Here is a 16,778-nt window from a genome sequence, read left to right as displayed (position 1 = left end):
AACGGACAAATGACCAGTTCGGGGCGGGGGTTGAACTTCTTAGGACGGCCTTAAGGAAGGCATGGGAAGCGATTAATGGTAGAGACCAGTTGCCTTCGTCCGCCTGCGTCGCGAGACCGTTCCGCGGTGGCCGCGGCGGCGCACCGGGCCCACGCCCTCGCGCGGGTCGAGGCCGATCCAGATCCGTACCTCCGTGCCGCCGAGCACCGAGCTGCCGATCCGTACGTCCCCGCCCGTGGACTCCGCCACCCGGCTCACGATGTCCAGGCCGAGCCCGGTCGAGCCGTCCCTGTGCCCGCTGTTGCCGCGGGCCATGGCCGCCTCGGGGTCGGTGATGCCCGGGCCCGCGTCCGAGACCAGCACGATGACCGCGTCCTCGCCGTTGTGGACGTCGACCGAGAAGGCCGTGCCCTCCGGGGTGTGCCGGAAGACATTGCCGAGCAGCGCGTCCAGCGCGGCGGCCAGTTCGGGGCGGGCGACCGGGATACGTACGGGACGGTCGACGCCCGCGACCCGCACCTTGCGGCCCTCGTCCTCCGCCAGCGCCGACCAGAAGTCCATCCGTTCCCGTACGACTTCGGCGGCGTCGCAGCCCGCGCCGGGGCCGGCCGCCATGGTCTGCGGCTTGGCCTCGCGGGCGGTGCGGATGATCGTGTCGACCTCGCGCTCCAGCTGCTCGACGGCGGCCCTGGTCTGGTCGGCGGCGGGTCCTTCACCCAGCGAGGCGGCATTGAGGCGCAGCACGGTGAGCGGTGTACGCAGCCGGTGCGAGAGATCCGCGGCCAGTTCGCGCTCGTTGGCGAGCAGCTGGACGACCTGGTCGGCCATGGAGTTGAAGGCGACCGCGGCGGAGCGCAGTTCGGTGGGGCCCTCCTCGGGGACGCGCGCCCCGAGCTTGCCCTCGCCGAGGTCGTGCGCGGCACCCGCGAGCCGCTGGGCGGGCTGCACCATCCGTATGCCGAGCCGGTCGGCGACCGCGACCGAGCCGACGACCAGCGCCAGACCGACGCCCGCGAGCACCAGCCAGGCCGTGTCGACGCCGTTGGACACCTCGCCGTCGGGCACGAAGACCTCGACGACGGCGATCTGGCCGGTGCTGATCGCCGTGGGCTGGAGCAGCGCGGAGCCGCCGGTGACCTCGGTGATGGAGGCGCGGCCGAGCCGCTGCGTGGTGAGCAGGTCCTTCTGGGCGGCCCGGCGCGTGCCGATGTTCACGGGCCTGCTGCCGGGCTCGCCGGAGGCCGGTATGTGCACGGCCATCCGCCCGGCCGAACCGGCTTGGGTGGACAGGACGGCGCGCTCCAGCGGATCGCGGTCGGCGGTGATGGAGAGGGTCGGGCCGATGGCGGCGGCCTGTCGCTCGGCGTTGGAGAAGGCCCGGTCCCTGGCCATCTCCTTGATGACGATGCCCAGCGGGACGGCGAAGGCGAGCACGACCATCACCGTGACGGCGAGGGAGACCTTGACCAGCGCCCATCTCATGGCATGTGTCCGTTCGACCGCTGTCCGTTCGGAGGTTCGAGCTTCACGCCGACACCCCGCAGGGTGTGCAGATAACGGGGCTTCGCAGCCGTCTCCCCGAGCTTGCGCCGCAGCCAGCTCAGATGGACGTCGATGGTCTGGTCGTCGCCGTAACTCTGCTGCCACACCTCGGCGAGCAGCTCCTTGCGCGGTACGACGACGCCTGGCCGCCCGGCGAGAAAGGCGAGCAGGTCGAACTCGCGGCGGGTCAGGTCCAGTGCCGTACCGTCCAACTCGGCCTGGCGGCGCAGCGGGTCGATGGAGAGCCCGCCGACCTGGATGACGCGCGACGGCGGGGCCTCTCCGGCGGCGGCCCGCGAGCGGCGCAGCACGGCGGCCATCCGCGCGGACAGATGCTCCACCGAGAAGGGCTTGGTGAGGTAGTCGTCGGCGCCGTCGTTGAGCAGCCGGACGATCTCCGTCTCGTCGTCCCGCGCGGTGGCGATGATCACCGGTACGTCGGTGATACCGCGCAGCATTTTCAGCGCCTCGGCCCCGTCCAGATCCGGCAGACCGAGGTCGAGGATGACCACGTCGAAACGGAAATGGGCCACCTCGCGCAGCGCCTCCAGGGCCGTGCCGACGCTCCTCACGGTGTGGGAGGCCTCGGTCAAGTGCCGGATGAGGGCGGAGCGCACGAACTGGTCGTCCTCGACGACGAGCACACTTGCCATGGGCGGCACCGTACGCCATCCGGCCCGCGGCGGGAGCCGCTGATGTCACTACGGGAGTCCCCGTCACACCCTGGCCGGGACAGACGTGGGGCGCGTGGTGCAGTATGGCCGGGATGCATCGAGGACTCGTACATGCCATGGCGTGGTCGCTGTCCACCGGAGCCGCAGTCACGCTCTCCTGGTGGGGCGTCCATACCGTCATGTCCGGTACCGCGTACGACCGTCCGCGCGCGCTGCCCATCAGCGCGGACGCGGCGACCACGCAGGGCGCGAGACCGCAGGCCTCCAGCACGCAGCGGCCGCCGAGCCCGAACGTATCGAAACCGGCCACACCGGACAAGAGCAGCAAGCCGCTGGCCACTGCTTCGGCCGGGAGGCCGAGCGAGACCAAGCCGCCGTACTCGCAGCCCCCTTCGTCGCCTCCGGCGCCGGGGAACGTGAAGGGCTACACCGTCGACGGCGGCCGGGTCGTCTTCGACATCGCCAAGACCTGGGCCGAGTTGGTGTCGGCGACTCCGGACGCGGGCTGGCAGATGCAGGTCTGGAAGCAACCGGAGTGGATCCGGGTGACGTTCACCCGCGACGGCCATGAGAGCTCGGTCTTCTGCACCTGGAACGGCCATCCGCCGATGGTGGAGTTCGACGAGCGTTAGCGTTATCGGAAGGCGGCGGGCGGTGGGATCGGTGACGGCCTCGCGCTCGCGTCCGTCACCGCGGGCGCGCCGCCCGTGAAGTCGGCCAGTGCCTTTCCGTGTTCGACACGCCCGGCGTGCGGATCTCCCGCCACGCGGCGGGTCAGTTCCGCGACGGGCAGCGGGACGTCCGAGGCGAGCAGCACCGCATTGCCGAAGCGGCGCCCGCGCAGCACCGTCGGGTCGGCGGCGAGGGCGAGCTCGGGGAAGACCGCCGCGGCCGTGGCGACCTGGGCGCGCAGATGCGCCAGCGGCGGCCCGTCGGCGAGGTTCGCGGCGTAGAGCCCGCCCGGCGCGAGGACCCTGCGCACCTCGCCGAGGAATTCCGTACTGGTCAGATGCGCGGGTGTGCGGGCGCCGCTGAAGACATCGGCGATCACCAGGTCCGCCCAGCCGTCCGGGACCTTGCCGAGCCCGGCGCGGGCGTCGATGGACCGGACGCGTATCCGCGCGGCCGGGTCCAACGGGAGCTGCCGACGGACCAGTTGGACCAGAAGGGCGTCCAGCTCCACGATCTGCTGGGTGGAGCGGGGGCGGGTGGCCGCGATGTAGCGGGCGAGAGTGAAGGCGCCGCCGCCGAGATGAACGGCCTGGAGGGGGCGGCCGGGTGGGGCGGCGAGGTCGATGACATGGCCGAGGCGGCGCTGGTACTCGAAGGAGAGATGGACCGGATCGTCGAGGTCGACATGGGACTGCGGGGCGCCGTCGATGAGCAGCGTCCAGCCGCGCGGCCGCTCACGGTCGGGTATCAGCTCGGCGAGCCCGCCGTCGATCTGCTCGACGACAGGTTCGGGGCTGCCTGCCCCGCCCGTGCGGTTGCGCCGCTTGTTCTTTGCCACCAACCCATTATCGGCGCAGAGCCGATACGGGGCTCAGCAGCAGTTGTCGGCGGCCTCGATCAGCCGGGCCGCCTCGCCGAGCGCCTCGCGCAGCACCACCGGGTCGGTGACCGGGTCCTTGTCGTCCGGCGGAAGCAGCCAGCCGGAGCCGGTGACCGGGGGCTCCTCGGGGATACGCAGACCGCGTCCCGCGGTCTGCGTACAGGCGCTGCCCGGCATGTCCCACCCGTCGGCGGTGCCCGGCGGCACCAGGAAGCCGAGGGTGTCGCAGGTGCCGTCGTGGAGTACGGGGCCGACGGCAGGGGCGGCACCGCGACGCAGGATGTCGACCGCTTCGAGCCCTTGGCGGGCGGGGACGGTCACCAGGTCGCAGGGCTCGATGGATTCGGTGGATTCGGTGGATTCGACGGGCGGCGGGGTGTGGGCCGGTGCGCCGTGAGGTGGTGCGCTGCTGTCCGCGGTTGGTCTGTGGCGAGCTGTCGTCGCAGTCGTGCCTGAGCCGCCAAGGGCGCTGGTCTCCATGCCGACCTCCAACAAGGGGATCCCCTCCTCGCTCGAGTGGAGACACGTACCGCGCCTCCAAAGGGTTCAACGCTTGTACGCGTCAAGGGCTACGGCGGCACGCCGCCGCAAAGGATGGCAGTTCATGGCAGATCAAGGGGGAGATATCCCTTTTGTAGGCAAACCCTGCGTGTGCGGCCCGTCACAGCAGGTACGTTCTTGCTCCGCCGGAACACGGTGCACCAAGAGAGGGCTCCGCCATGGCGTCGTCGTCACAGGCATCAGGGCAGGCACGGCAGGGATCACGGGCAGTTCCCAATCTCGCCTTCCGCAGACTGCGCGGGCAGCGCTCGCCGGGAGAGTTCGGGGCGGCGGTACGCAAGGCCGCTCGGGAGATCGGCGAACAGGTCTCGTGCGACGCCCGCTACATCGGGCGGGTCGAGGCCGGCGAGATCCGCTGTCCGAACTACGCCTACGAGCGGGTGTTCCTGCACATGTTCCCCGGTCTGACGCTGGCGGACCTGGGCTTCACGGCGCGGGAACGCGTGCGGGGCGGGAGGGGCGGCCAGGGCGCACCGGACACGCGGGGCCGAGGGCCCGAACCGGCGCATCCCTGCTGCCCCTTCGACATTGACAGCGCCATCGACAGCGACATCGACGAGGAGAGCGACGTGCTGCGTCGCGCATTCATGACGAGCGGCACCACCACGGTGGCGGCCGCGTCCCTCGGGCTCGGACTCGGTCTTGTGCCCAACCAGCGCCGGGTCGGCGATGCGGAGGTCAACGCCGTCGAGGAGGCCGTACGCCGGATCCGGCTGCTCGACGACCGGCACGGCGCGGACGGGCTCTACCGGCAGGCCGCACAGCCGCTGCGGGCGGCGTACGCGCTGCTCGACGCGGGCACGGCGGCACGGCGCTCGACCGTGGACCGGCTGCACTCGGGTGCGGGCGAACTCGCCATCTCCGTGGGCTGGCTGGCGCACGACTCGGGCCGCTTCGACGATGCGCGCTCGCACTACGCGGAGGCGCTGGCGACGGCGCGGGTGGCGGGCGACGGGGCACTTGAGGCGCACGCCTTCTGCAATACGTCGTTCCTGGCCCGGGACGCGGGCCGGTACCGGGAGGCCGTGCGCTCGGCCCAGGCGGGCCAGCGGGCGGCACACCGGCTGGCCTCGGCGCGGCTGCTCTCGCTGCTCTCGCTGCGGGAGGCGGGCGGCTGGGCGGGGCTCGGGGACCGCGGCGCCTGCGAGAAGTCCCTGGTGCGGGCGCACGGCTACTTCGACCGGGGCACGGCGGACTCGGACCCCGAGTGGATGTCCTTCTTCGGCGAACCGGAACTCGAGGCACTGCAGGCCCAGTGCTGGTCGGCCCTGGGCGAATGGTCCCGGGCGGCCCGCCACGCCCGCCGGGCGGCGTCCCTCCAGGACCGCCGCTTCACCCGCAACCTGGCGCTGTACCGGGCGGAACTGGCCCTGAACCTGGCCCACGCGGGCGCCCCGGCGGAGGCGGCGCGGGCGGGGCAGCAGGTGCTGGACCTGCTGGAGGAGGTCCGGTCGACGCGCATCCAGTCGATGCTGTCGGACACGGCGCGGGTGCTGCTGCCGCAGCGCAGGGCAGGGGACGTGGGGGTGTTCCTGGACCGGGTCGGGGAGGCGGCGCGGGGGGCGTAGGCGGGGCGGGCCGCTGCGCGGGGCTTGTTCCCCCACCCCGCCCTCCCCCAGACTCCGTCCGGGGGAGATCGAGGCGCGGGAACGGGGGCAGCGCCCCCGGTTACAGGCGCAGCGCACCCCCGGTCCCGTCACAACTCCATGTGCCCCGTGTCGTTCCAGCGGTCCAGCGCCGGCTCCCCGTACGCCCACCCCAGTACCGACAGCGACGTCGGATCCAGCCGGATTCTCGCCGCGAACGACGGGTCCATGCCCAGCCACCGCGCACCCAGGACGCGCAGGATGTGGCCGTGGGCGAAGACCAGGACGTCGCGGTCCGCCGAGCGCGCCCACTCGACCACCTCGTCCGCGCGGGCGCCGAGTTCGGCCAGGGTCTCGCCCTCGGGGACGCCGTCGCGCCAGAGGAACCAGTCCGGGCGGTCCGCCCAGATCGCCCCCGCGGTCAGGCCCTCGTACGCCCCGTAGTCCCACTCCATGAGCGCGTCCCATTCGGTCGCCCGTTCCGCGAACCCCGCCAGCGCGCAGGTCTCGCTCGCCCGCACCAGCGGGCTGGTGCGGACCTCGACGGACTCCAGGCCCGACCACGGGGAGCGGTGCAGTCGCTCACCGAGAAGTTTCGCCCCGCGCCTGCCCTCTTCGAGCAGGGGGATGTCCGTCCGGCCGGTGTGCCTTCCGAGCAGCGACCACTCGGTCTGGCCGTGCCGGGCGAGCAGGATGCGCGGTGCCATGAGGGGCTCTCCTGAGGTTCGCGAGCGGTTCACGAGCGGTGTCGTCCCATCATCTCGCACCTGAACGCAAGGCAACCTCCGGGAGGATCTCAGCGTCCTCCAAAGACCGGGCCCCGACGCCCGAGCACTATCTCGTACGCCGTACGGTTGAGCGGTTGGCCGATGGCCGCCTGAACACAAACTGGAGAAACGTTCGGATGTCGTACACCGCGACCCGCCATCGGCCCCGCTGGTGGACCGAACTCACGCTGCTCGCCGTGGTCTACGCGGCCTACTCGGCCGGCCGGCTGCTGGCGCGCGGCGATGTGAACACCGCGGTCGACCACGGCATGGCGATACTCCGGGCCGAGAAGGCACTCCTCCTCAACGCCGAACACCCGCTCAACCGCCTCTTCACTCACACCCCCGCGCTCGGCATACCCGCCGACTTCGCGTACGCCTCGCTGCACTATCTGGTCACCCCGGCCATCCTGGTCTGGCTCTTCCGCCGACGCCCCGCCCACTACCGGGCCGCCCGCACCTGGCTGATGCTCTCCACGCTTCTCGGCCTCGTCGGCTTCACGCTCGTTCCGACCTGCCCGCCGCGGCTCCTTGACGCGGGCCAGGGCTTCGTCGACACGATGGCGCAGTACGGCTCGTACGGCTGGTGGGGCGGCGAGGCGAGCGCCCCGCGCGGCATGGGCGCGATGACCAACCAGTACGCAGCGATGCCGAGTCTGCACGTCGGCTGGGCGCTGTGGTGCGGCGTGATGCTGTGGCGCCACGGGCGTACACCGCTGATGAAGGCACTCGGTGTCGCCTACCCGCTGCTCACCACCCTCGTGGTGATGGGCACGGCCAACCACTACTTCCTCGACGCGGTCGCCGGATGCGCCGTGATGGGCGTCGGCGCCCTGCTGACCAGGCCCGCGCTGCGTTTCGCCGACCGTGTGCGCACCCGCCTCCAGGCCGCTCCTTCCGGCTCGCAGTCCCCGATTGTCAGTGCCGGATGCGAGACTTCCGCGGGTGAGCGAATCCCTGGACAGCGGACCACCTCCGCAGACGCCGACGACAGCACTACGGCAGCGGCTCGCTGAGCTGCGCGGTCCCGCCGCCCAGCCCCATCCGCTCGACGCCCGCGCGCTGGCCGCCCTCGCGGCCAACCCCGGCTGCAAGCGGCGCGCGCTGCTGGACGGTGCCGGGGTGGACAAGGCGGCGCTCGCCTCCGCGCTGGGATCCCCGGCGGCGTTCGGCCAGTCCCAGTTCGCTTTCATGCGCGGCAATGCCTTCGAGGCGAAGGTCAAGGCCGACGGAGGCAAGGAGCTGACGCGGCTCCTCGGCGTGGACACTCCGGCCGAGGTCCGGGTGCCCGAACTGTCGGCCGCCGGGCCCGAGGGCCGGGCCGCACGCACGGCACTCGCGCTGCGCGAGGCGACCGCCGCGAAGGCGTGGACACTGCTCGACCACCCCATGCTGGCGCTGGAGGTCGCGGGCTCCCCCGCCTATCTGGAGCCGGACGCGGTGGTCGTCCACCCCGACGGGACGTGGACGGTCGTCGAGATCAAGTCTTTCCCGATGATTGACGCCTCGGCGGACGCGGCGAAAGTGGGCGCGGCCGCGCGCCAGGCCGCGGTGTACGTACTGGCGCTGGAGCGGGTCGCGTCAGTGACGGACGGGGCGCAGGTGGCCCGTTCGGTCCTGCTGGTCTGCCCCAAGGACTTCTCCAATCTGCCGACCGCGTCCGTCGTCGACGTACGCAAGCAGTTGTCGGTCACCCGCCGTCAACTGGCCAGGCTGACCCGGATCGAGGACATCGCCGCGGCCCTGCCCGAGGGCACGACCTTCGATGTGGAACGCCCGGCCGAAGAGCTGACGGCAGCGGTCGAGTCGGTGTCGGCCGCGTACGCCCCCGAGTGCCTGGCCGCCTGCGAGTTGGCCTTCCACTGCCGTGACCGGGCCCGCGACGCCGGTGCGGTGGAGGCGCTGGGGCGCGGGGTGCGCGGCGAGCTCGGCGGTCTTACGACCATCGGCGATGTCCTGGCCGCGGCCCGTGGCACGGCAGGCGATCCGGACGACCCGGCGGTCGCCGCCCTTCGCCGGGCCGCGTCACTGCGGGCCGAAGCGCTGGAGGCCGGATGTCGCTGATCTCCACCCTCGCCCGGCTGGAGGCCGTGGAGTCGGGGCGGGCCACCGCGCTCGCGACGGTGCGCCACCGGCATCTGTCCGAGCGCCCGCTGGTTCTCGTACCACTGACGACGGCCGGTGAGGCGGGGGCCCCGCTGGGCGCGCTGGTCGGCACCGACGAGCAGGAGCCGCGGCTGCTGGTCGTGGCACAGCCGCGCGACCGCGATCTGCGCTTCGCCTTCCTCGCCGAACTCGCCGACGCCGTACTGCCGCACCTGGACGCGTACGCCGACGACGTGGAGCCCGCCGAGCGCAGCGAGACCGATCCCGAGACCGGAAAGCGGGTCAAGGTCGAGGTCGAACTGTGTGCGGACGCACCGCAGTTGATCGTGCCGGGCCGGGCGGGCATCGACTTCGTACGGCTGCTGGGCCGCTCGATGCGCTTTCGGCGTACCGCCGAGCAGGACCCCGACGCGCCCCATCCCGCGCCGCCGCGCGTCCCGCTGCTCGGACGCTGGCTGACGCACTACGGCGAGCGGGCCCGGGTGCCCGGCTCCTCGCTGCTGCTCGCCGCGACCGATCTGCTGGGGCGGCACTGGGCGACCGGTCAGTCCTCGCTGGAGGACCAGCACCTCGGTGCGCTGCTCGCCTGGATCGACCCCCCGGAGGGCGAGTCGGGCGCGGACGCGGCGCTGCGGGCGGAGCTCGCCCGGGACGCCCGGGGCCAGCTGCTGTGCCCGCCCGCCGGTCCGGCCACCGACCCTGCCTTCGACAACAGACTGCTGGCCCCCGCGGTCGAGCGGTACGACCGGGCACGCCAGGCGCTCGGGGCGGCCGAGGACGGCGCCGAGGCCGATGCCCGGCTGGGTGAACTCACCCTCGCCGAGCGGGAGATCCGCCGCCTTGTGCTGACCCAGCTGACGCCCACCTGGCACGCCGTGTGGCGCAGCCTGGAGCTGCTGCGCACGCTGCCGGAGGGGCCCCGGGCTGCCGACCGCTGGACTCGGGACCGCTGGTCGTTCACCGGGCACCGCGACCGCGTCCGCGCGGGCGAGCCGCCGCAGCCACGACGCGACGACGCGGTGACGGCCGCGCGGAAGCTGGCCTCCCGCGAGACGGCCCAGGCCCAGCTGGAGGCGCAGGAGGCACTGGACGACCCGCTGGTGCTGGCCGGGCGCAGGCTGGCGGGCGAGGCGTTCCTGGGCGAGGTGACCGAGGTCGTGATGGCCTGGTCCGATTCGAAGCGGCCGAGCCCCCGCCCGCTGCTCACGGTCCGTACGGACGACCGGCCGCATCTGGGCGAGCGGGCGAAGGTGTACCGCTCGCTGGGCGGCAAGCCGCAGACGGCCGAGTTCGTACGCCACGAGGCGGACGGGACGCTGGTGCTGCGGCTCACCGACCGCATGGGCCGCTCCAGGGACCCCGCGGAAGGCTCCGTACCGGACACGGGCGAGCGGATCGCCTGGACCCTGTTCGAGCACGACCAGCGGGGCGGCCCGAAGCTGCCGGACCCGGAGGAGACCCCGTGGACGCACGGCGGGCCCCCGGGCACGGCCGCGGAGAGCCCGGACCCGGTGACTGCGGAGGATCTGCTGTGACGCGGCACGCACACCCCTTCGACCCGGCCGCCGAGGCCGCGCGGGCCACCGGCGCGATCCTCGCCGACACACTGGACGGCGCCCACCGCGGCGTTGTCGTGGACTCGCCGCCCGGCGCGGGCAAGTCCACACTCGTCGTGAACGCCGCGCGTGAACTGGCCGCTGCCGGGCGGCCGTTGATGGTCATCGCGCAGACCAACGCCCAGGTGGACGACCTGGTCCTGCGGCTCGCCGAGAAGGAGCCCGAGCTGCCGGTCGGGCGGCTGCACAGCAACGACCCCGACCCGTACGACAAGGCGCTCGACGAACTGGACAACGTCCGCAAGTCCGCGAAGGCGGGCGACCTCGCGGGCCTGGAGATCGTCATCTCGACCGCCGCGAAGTGGGCGCATGTCCAGGGCGTCGAGCCCTGGCGGCACGCCATCGTCGACGAGGCCTACCAGATGCGCTCCGACGCGCTGCTCGCCGTCGCCGGGCTCTTCGAGCGTGCCCTGTTCGTGGGCGACCCAGGCCAGCTGGACCCGTTCTCGATCGTCGGGGCGGACCAGTGGGCCGGGCTCTCGTACGACCCGTCCGCGAGCGCGGTCTCCACGCTGCTCGCCCACAATCCGGAGCTGCCGCAGCACCGGCTGCCGGTGTCCTGGCGGCTCCCGGCGTCGGCCGCGCCGCTGGTCTCCGACGCGTTCTATCCGTACACCCCCTTCCGCAGCGGCACGGGCGAGTCGGAGCGGCGGCTGGCCTTCGGGGTGGCGTCTGACGGCTCGGGCCCCGACCGGGTGCTGGACGAGGCGGCCGAGTCGGGCTGGGGCCTGCTGGAGCTGCCCGCCCGGCACACGCCCCGCACCGACCCGGAGGCGGTACGGGCCGTGGCCCTGGTCGTCCGCCGGCTGCTGGACCGCGGCGGCGCTGCCGTCTCCGAGCGCTCCCCGGACCCGGTCCCGGTGACCGCCGACCGGATCGCGGTCGGCACGGCCCACCGCGACCAGGCGGCGGCGGTACGGGCGGCGCTGGCGGAGGTGGGCGTCACGGATGTCACGGTGGACACGGCGAACCGCCTGCAGGGCCGGGAGTTCGATGTCACGGTCGTGCTGCACCCGCTGTCGGGCCGACCGGACGCGACGGCGTTCCACCTGGAGACGGGCAGGCTGTGCGTGCTGGCGTCGCGCCACCGGCACGCGTGCATCGTGGTGTGCCGCGCGGGCGTGAGCGACCTCCTGGACGAACATCCCTCGACGGAGCCGGTCCAGCTGGGCGTCACGGTCAAGTTCCCGGACGGCTGGGAGGCGATGCAGTCCACATGGGACCACTGGTCGAACCACCGCGTCACCTGGCGCCCGTGAGCCCGCGGCAGCGGACGGCATGGGCCCCCGTAACGCCGGACGGAGTCCGGCACGCCGCCGGAGGCGTCCCTTGGAAACAGCCCGGACGGCTGGGAGGCCAGCCACGCGCACCTGGTGGAACACCTGATGCGCTGGGCTCCGCAGGCGGCCTTGCGCGGGCCGCGACAATAGAAGACGGCCATGGGCAGACAGCGGCCGGGGAACAGATCAGAGAACAAGGTCAATGGGGGGCGGCCGGGACGGGGCCGAACCTGTGCGAGGAGGAGAACCATATGGCGCAACCCGAGCGGAGCGAGCGCAAGCTGCGACCGGCACCGCTGCTCTTCGAGCCGTCGGAGGCCGCCGCCGACCCCGAGCACTTCTTCGATCTGGAGTCGATCGAGGACCCCCGGGAGCTGCTGGCCCGGGCGACCGAGCTGACGCTCGCCTTCCGGGCGGCCACGGACCGGGCGGTGGAGTTCCAGGCCCTCGCGGCGGCCCAGCTCGCCGACCCCGGCCGTTTCGACCGGCTGACCCCCGCGGACATCGCCGAGCGGGCGGAGTGGACGGCCGACTATGCGAAGAAGATGATCGAATTCGGCCGCGAGCTGCAGCGCGGCGGGTCCCAGCAGTAAGGCGTGCCCCGGGAACATCCCACCCTGCATATGCCGGTGCGCAAGATACTCCTACCCGCCCCGCCCTGTCCCCGTTTCCGGCAACTCTCAGAAACGGAACGGTCACTCCGGGTAGATCTTGTTCCATGAGCGCATGGCTGCGAGACGACTCCCTGCTGAACCCCGGTGCCCGTGACGACGAGCGCCGGACCGACATCTTCGCCTTCCTCAGGGAGGAGGGCGGACACCACTCCGCCCATGTCACAACCCCCGGCGGCAGCTGGCTCACCTCCGCCGGCGCCCATCCGCGCTCGATGCTCGCACTCTGGGAGACCCGCCCGACCGCCCCCGCCGTACTCCCCTGCGGCTCGGTCTTCGACGTCGTGAACGTGCCCGCGATCTTCGGCCGCCGGATGCTCGACCGGCTGTGGGAGGAGGGACCCGGCTCCGGCCCCGTCGCCATGCACCGCGGCCGGATGCTGCTTTTCACCGCCCCCGGCACCGCCCAGCGGCTGCCGTCCCTGCTCGACTGGGAGGAGTGGGGCGAGGCCGTGCCGCCGATGTTCTGCCACGGCGTCGGCGACGCGGTGACCGTCCCGCCGCTGACCCAGGACCAGAGGGCATCCGGGCCGCGCTGGCTGGTGGCTCCCGACACCCTGCACCCCTGGCTGCCGGGGCCCGAGGTGGTGCTCTGGGCATGCGTGCGGGCGGCCCGCGCGACCCCGTCGCCGAGCGTCCGAGTATCGATTTTTCCTCCCGCCGATCAGGATGCTAAGGTCTACGACGTCGGCAGGCGCCGCTAGCTCAGTTGGTTAGAGCAGCTGACTCTTAATCAGCGGGTCCGGGGTTCGAGTCCCTGGCGGCGCACAGACGGAAAAGGCCCCTCGCGGAAGCGGGGGGCCTTTTCGTGCGCCCGGGAAGCCACCCAATCGGGGCCGCAGAGCCCCGGTGGTTACACCGTCGAGATCCGGACCGTCCATGCGCCCGCGCGCGTACGGTCCGCCACCTCCACCCGCGTCCGCTCCCCCGGCGCCCCCGGCATCGTGAACGTCTCACCGACCCCCAGCGGCGCGTCCGCGAGCGGCGGGTACACCGACTCGTCCCAGCACGCCTCCGTCTCCGGGTGCGTGTCGACGACCTCGACCGGGCCGCCACCCGAGTCAGCGTCGGACTGGACGCGGTAGATCAGCACGCCCTCCGTGCAGGTCGTCTCGTCATTGCCCGTCGCGCTGCGCGCCTCGATCGCGAGCGCCGTGTCCTCGCCGGTCCGTACGACCGCGAGCCGGGTGCCGAGGCTCGCGCCCGGCGCCGGCGCGGCGGAGATCGGCTCCAGCGTGATCAGCCCCGTCCTGGTGACGCACCGCACGGCCTGCCGGTCCAGCCAGCCCAGCTTCCACTTGTGCCAGCCGAAGAGGTCCGGCGACATCCCGAACTGGCTGCCCATCACATCCCAGTCGCCGACATACGTGTCCCAGTCACCCTGTCCGTCCACCGGCCGGTGGTAGAGGTCCGGCAGATCGAAGACGTGCCCGGTCTCGTGGGCCAGCACATTGCGGTCCGGGGGATGGTGTTCGAAGACGGTGACGACTCGTTCGATGTCGGTGCCGTCGGCGTGCAGCGGCTGGTCGAGGTTGACGACCTTCGTAGCGTCGGAGTCCACGCCGGGCGCGTCCGGGTCGGCGACCAGATAGACGATGTCGTAGCGCGAGAAGTCCACGCCCGCGTCGGCGGCATCGAGCGCGTCGCCCAGATAGGCGCTCCGCTGCTCGGACCGCCAGTCGCGTCGTATCCCGTACTCCGTCGAGGCCTTCGGCATCTTCACCCACTGGTGCTGCGGATCGGCCCGCAGCGAGAACCTGCCGTAGGAGGCGCGCGTGAAGAACGTGCTGGTGGCCGGGAAGTGGTCGGCGGCGAGCTCCTCCGGCGCGTTCGCCGGCACATGGTCCGGGAACGACACGAAGATCACGACCGCGTTCAGGGTCCGGGCCGGGCGCGGATACGTAGCGTTCCAGGTGTCCACGCCCAGGGAGTGGTGCGCCTCGGTGCGGGGAAGGGCGCAGGGGCCCGACGTGGTGGATGCCACCGCGGGGCCGGCGACCAAGGATGTGGCGGCGAGCGCCATGAGGGATGTGAGCGCGGCGGCGGCACTGCGCAGACGTACGCGTTCCACTCCCTCGGGTGTTCCCTCGGATGACTGCTGACCCTCCACGTGGACCTCCGGCTACGGAATGCGCGACACCTCAACCACCTTGTGCTTGTTTGCGGTAGTACGCCCTGTTCCGCTGCCCCACCCGGGTGACCGACCCGACACCGGCCCGACATCGACCCGAGACCCGGCGACACTCCGATGGCTCACACAACGTCACATTCGGTCAGAACGGAATCGGACCCGGCCAGGACCTGTGCAGGCCTGCGCAGAGACGATCGGCCGAAGGCGTGGAGGGGACTGCTCGCGGGCCTCGTCGCTGGAACGGCCCAGGCGCCTGGCTCTATGATCGGCTCACTTTCCCGACCTCTTCCCGACCACATCTGTACGACCCTGGACGACACAACTGCACTGCGGGAGCGAGCGGTGAGCGGAACCTCCGAAGGAACAGGGCCCGCGGGAGTCGCAGTCCCCGGGAATGTCCGGCCGTCGGTCACGGAGCGTCACACTGTCGGCGCGGCGGAACTGCGTGACCACTGGGCCGCGTTCAACGCCGCCCATCTCGCGATGGCGGTCGTCGACAACGAAGGCCTCGTCGTCACAGCGAACGCGGCACTCGCCACGCTGCTGGGCACCGAACCCGTGACCCTGCGGGAACAGTTCGCCGCTGATCTCGTGGACCTGGCGTCGGACCGCCGCACCTGGCACGCGTACCGCGAAGTGCTGCGTGGCCGACGGTCCCGCTTCCGCTGTACGCGCCGCCTCAAGCACCCCGACGGGCACGCGCTGTGGGCCGAGGTGACGGTGGCGCCCGTGCCCGACAGCCGCAACGTGCTGCTGTCCATCACGGACATCAGCGACCGCCGCGAGCTCCAGGCCCGGCTGCGCCATCTCCAGATGCACGACGCCGTGACGCGGCTGCCCAACCGCACGCTGTTCTTCGAGCGGCTGTCGGCGGCGCTCGAATCATCGGCGTACGACCACGGCTCGACCGGGCGGATCGGCCTCTGCTATCTCGACCTCGACGGCTTCAAGGCGGTCAACGACACGCTCGGGCACCGGGTCGGCGACCGGCTCCTCGCGGCGGTCGCCGCTCGGCTGACCGAGTGCGCGGACAGCGACGGCTATACGCGCAGCGGCGGGCACTTGGTGGCGCGGCTGGGCGGCGACGAGTTCGCGATCCTCGTCGAGGACTCCACCGGTACGGAACAACTCGCCGATCTGGCGCGGTGCGTACTGGCCGCGTTACAGCAGCCGTTCGACCTGGCCGGGCAGCGGCTCTCGGTCTCGGCGTCGATCGGCGTGGTGGAACGGTCGGTCTCGGGGACCACGGCCACCGGCCTGATGCAGGCCGCGGACACCACGCTCTACTGGGCGAAGGCGGACGGCAAGGCCCGCTGGACCCTCTTCGACCCCGAGCGCAACGCGCACCGGATGACCCGTCAGGCGCTCTCGTCGACACTGCGGCCGGCTGTGGAACGCGGGGAGTTCACGCTGGAGTACCAGCCGCTGGTGGGGATGGCGGACGGGGTCACGCGGGGCGTCGAGGCGCTCGTGCGATGGAATCATCCACAGTTCGGCACACTGGCGCCGAATCGGTTCATCGGAATTGCTGAAGAGGACGGCTCGATCGTCCAGCTCGGGCGGTGGGTCCTGCGTACGGCGTGCCGCCAGGCCCGCCAGTGGCAGAAGGAGCACCCCGAGGCGCCGCCGCTGTTCGTGAGCGTCAACGTCGCCGTGCGGCAGGTCTGGGACTCCGACCTGGTCGCCGACGTGGCGGGCATCCTGGCCGAGACGGGACTCGCGCCGCAACTGCTGCAGCTGGAGCTCACCGAATCGGCGGTGATGGGCTCTGCGGGCCGCCCGCTCCAGGCACTGCAGGCGCTGAGCGACATGGGCGTGCAGATCGCGATCGACGACTTCGGGACGGGCTACTCGAACCTGGCGTACCTGAGCCGGCTGCCCGTATCCGTACTGAAGCTCGACGGATCGTTTGTCCGCGGCTTCCAGGACGAGGCGCACCCGAACCCGGCGGACGAGACGATCGTCGAGGCGATGGTCCAACTGGCGCACCGGCTGGGGCTGACGGTCACGGCGGAATGCGTGGAGACGGCGGGGCAGGCGTCGCGGCTGCGGCGGATCGGGTGCGACACGGGGCAGGGGTGGCTGTATTCGCGGGCGGTGACGGCGGAGCGGATTGCGGAGCTGATCGGGGCGGCGGCGCTGCCTGTTTGAGCGGGCGATGGTGCGGGCTGGTGCGCCTGCGGCGGGCCTTGTCCCCGACCCCGCCCCTTCCCGAACTGGGGGCAAGCCCCCAGACCCCCCGTATGCGACCTTCGGCCGCATGTCCTCAAACGCCGGACAGGCTGAATGTGC

At 72.1% G+C, this 16,778-nt stretch carries 15 protein-coding genes and 1 tRNA gene; 10 read left to right on the top strand and 6 right to left on the bottom strand.

Features of this window, described 5'->3' with window-relative positions; genetic code table 11:
* Positions 1-72 precede the first annotated feature (72 nt).
* Both OG905_RS25835 and OG905_RS25830 read right to left on the bottom strand, forming a co-directional pair.
* Positions 73-1,482 (bottom strand): sensor histidine kinase, encoded by a 1,410-nt coding sequence (locus OG905_RS25835; protein ID WP_328677645.1) that lies wholly within the window; start codon positions 1,480-1,482, stop codon positions 73-75.
* On the bottom strand, positions 1,479-2,195 hold the full coding sequence (locus tag OG905_RS25830; protein ID WP_328677643.1) for a response regulator transcription factor: 717 nt from the start codon (positions 2,193-2,195) through the stop codon (positions 1,479-1,481). Before OG905_RS25830 ends, OG905_RS25835 begins: the two co-directional genes overlap by 4 nt.
* A 104-nt stretch (positions 2,196-2,299) precedes the next feature.
* Here OG905_RS25830 and OG905_RS25825 point away from each other — a divergent pair, with 104 nt between their 5' ends.
* On the top strand, positions 2,300-2,848 hold the full coding sequence (locus OG905_RS25825) for a hypothetical protein (protein ID WP_443043991.1): 549 nt from the start codon (positions 2,300-2,302) through the stop codon (positions 2,846-2,848).
* A 2-nt stretch (positions 2,849-2,850) separates the two neighbouring features.
* On the opposite strand, the gene OG905_RS25820 is transcribed toward OG905_RS25825, so the two are convergent.
* Positions 2,851-3,726, bottom strand: a complete 876-nt coding sequence (locus tag OG905_RS25820) for a spermidine synthase (RefSeq protein ID WP_328677639.1) — start codon at positions 3,724-3,726, stop codon at positions 2,851-2,853.
* A gap of 33 nt (positions 3,727-3,759) precedes the next feature.
* Positions 3,760-4,248, bottom strand: a complete 489-nt coding sequence (locus tag OG905_RS25815; RefSeq protein ID WP_328677637.1) for a hypothetical protein — start codon at positions 4,246-4,248, stop codon at positions 3,760-3,762.
* A 239-nt stretch (positions 4,249-4,487) separates the two neighbouring features.
* Between OG905_RS25815 and OG905_RS25810 the strand changes: the two genes are divergently transcribed.
* Positions 4,488-5,897, top strand: a complete 1,410-nt coding sequence (locus OG905_RS25810; protein WP_328677635.1) for a tetratricopeptide repeat protein — start codon at positions 4,488-4,490, stop codon at positions 5,895-5,897.
* Positions 5,898-6,025: 128 nt separating this feature from the next.
* On the opposite strand, the gene OG905_RS25805 is transcribed toward OG905_RS25810, so the two are convergent.
* The gene (locus tag OG905_RS25805; RefSeq protein ID WP_328677633.1) at positions 6,026-6,622 is read right to left on the bottom strand and encodes a histidine phosphatase family protein; all 597 of its coding nucleotides are present in this window, start codon (positions 6,620-6,622) and stop codon (positions 6,026-6,028) included.
* A gap of 197 nt (positions 6,623-6,819) precedes the next feature.
* On the opposite strand from OG905_RS25805, the gene OG905_RS25800 reads away from it, so the two are divergent.
* From OG905_RS25800 to OG905_RS25770, 7 genes are all read left to right on the top strand, one after another.
* On the top strand, positions 6,820-7,698 hold the full coding sequence (locus OG905_RS25800; RefSeq protein WP_328677632.1) for a phosphatase PAP2 family protein: 879 nt from the start codon (positions 6,820-6,822) through the stop codon (positions 7,696-7,698).
* Positions 7,628-8,746 carry a hypothetical protein gene (locus tag OG905_RS25795; protein WP_328677630.1) on the top strand — a complete coding sequence of 373 codons (1,119 nt, stop codon included), beginning with the start codon at positions 7,628-7,630 and terminating at the stop codon, positions 8,744-8,746. Before OG905_RS25800 ends, OG905_RS25795 begins: the two co-directional genes overlap by 71 nt.
* Positions 8,737-10,323, top strand: a complete 1,587-nt coding sequence (locus OG905_RS25790; RefSeq protein WP_328677628.1) for a hypothetical protein — start codon at positions 8,737-8,739, stop codon at positions 10,321-10,323. The genes OG905_RS25795 and OG905_RS25790 overlap by 10 nt, the downstream gene beginning before the upstream one ends.
* Positions 10,320-11,663, top strand: coding sequence for an AAA domain-containing protein (locus OG905_RS25785; RefSeq protein ID WP_328677627.1), 1,344 nt, complete (start codon positions 10,320-10,322; stop codon positions 11,661-11,663). Before OG905_RS25790 ends, OG905_RS25785 begins: the two co-directional genes overlap by 4 nt.
* A 272-nt stretch (positions 11,664-11,935) precedes the next feature.
* Positions 11,936-12,277 carry a hypothetical protein gene (locus OG905_RS25780; RefSeq protein WP_266476131.1) on the top strand — a complete coding sequence of 114 codons (342 nt, stop codon included), beginning with the start codon at positions 11,936-11,938 and terminating at the stop codon, positions 12,275-12,277.
* A gap of 125 nt (positions 12,278-12,402) precedes the next feature.
* Positions 12,403-13,059, top strand: coding sequence for a bifunctional DNA primase/polymerase (locus OG905_RS25775; RefSeq protein ID WP_328677620.1), 657 nt, complete (start codon positions 12,403-12,405; stop codon positions 13,057-13,059).
* A tRNA-Lys gene (locus tag OG905_RS25770) sits at positions 13,050-13,123 on the top strand. The genes OG905_RS25775 and OG905_RS25770 overlap by 10 nt, the downstream gene beginning before the upstream one ends.
* Before the next feature lie 85 nt (positions 13,124-13,208).
* On the opposite strand, the gene OG905_RS25765 is transcribed toward OG905_RS25770, so the two are convergent.
* On the bottom strand, positions 13,209-14,465 hold the full coding sequence (locus OG905_RS25765) for a M6 family metalloprotease domain-containing protein (RefSeq protein WP_443043990.1): 1,257 nt from the start codon (positions 14,463-14,465) through the stop codon (positions 13,209-13,211).
* Between the two features lie 363 nt (positions 14,466-14,828).
* Here OG905_RS25765 and OG905_RS25760 point away from each other — a divergent pair, with 363 nt between their 5' ends.
* Positions 14,829-16,637: a putative bifunctional diguanylate cyclase/phosphodiesterase gene (locus OG905_RS25760; protein ID WP_328677615.1), complete on the top strand. Its 1,809-nt coding sequence runs from the start codon at positions 14,829-14,831 to the stop codon at positions 16,635-16,637.
* The last annotated feature ends 141 nt before the right edge of the window (positions 16,638-16,778 follow it).

The organism is Streptomyces sp. NBC_00322 (assembly GCF_036147535.1).
GTDB lineage: Bacteria > Actinomycetota > Actinomycetes > Streptomycetales > Streptomycetaceae > Streptomyces.
The sequence above is the reverse complement of the archived record's forward strand: the minus strand, read 5'-3'. Positions and strand labels throughout refer to the sequence as shown.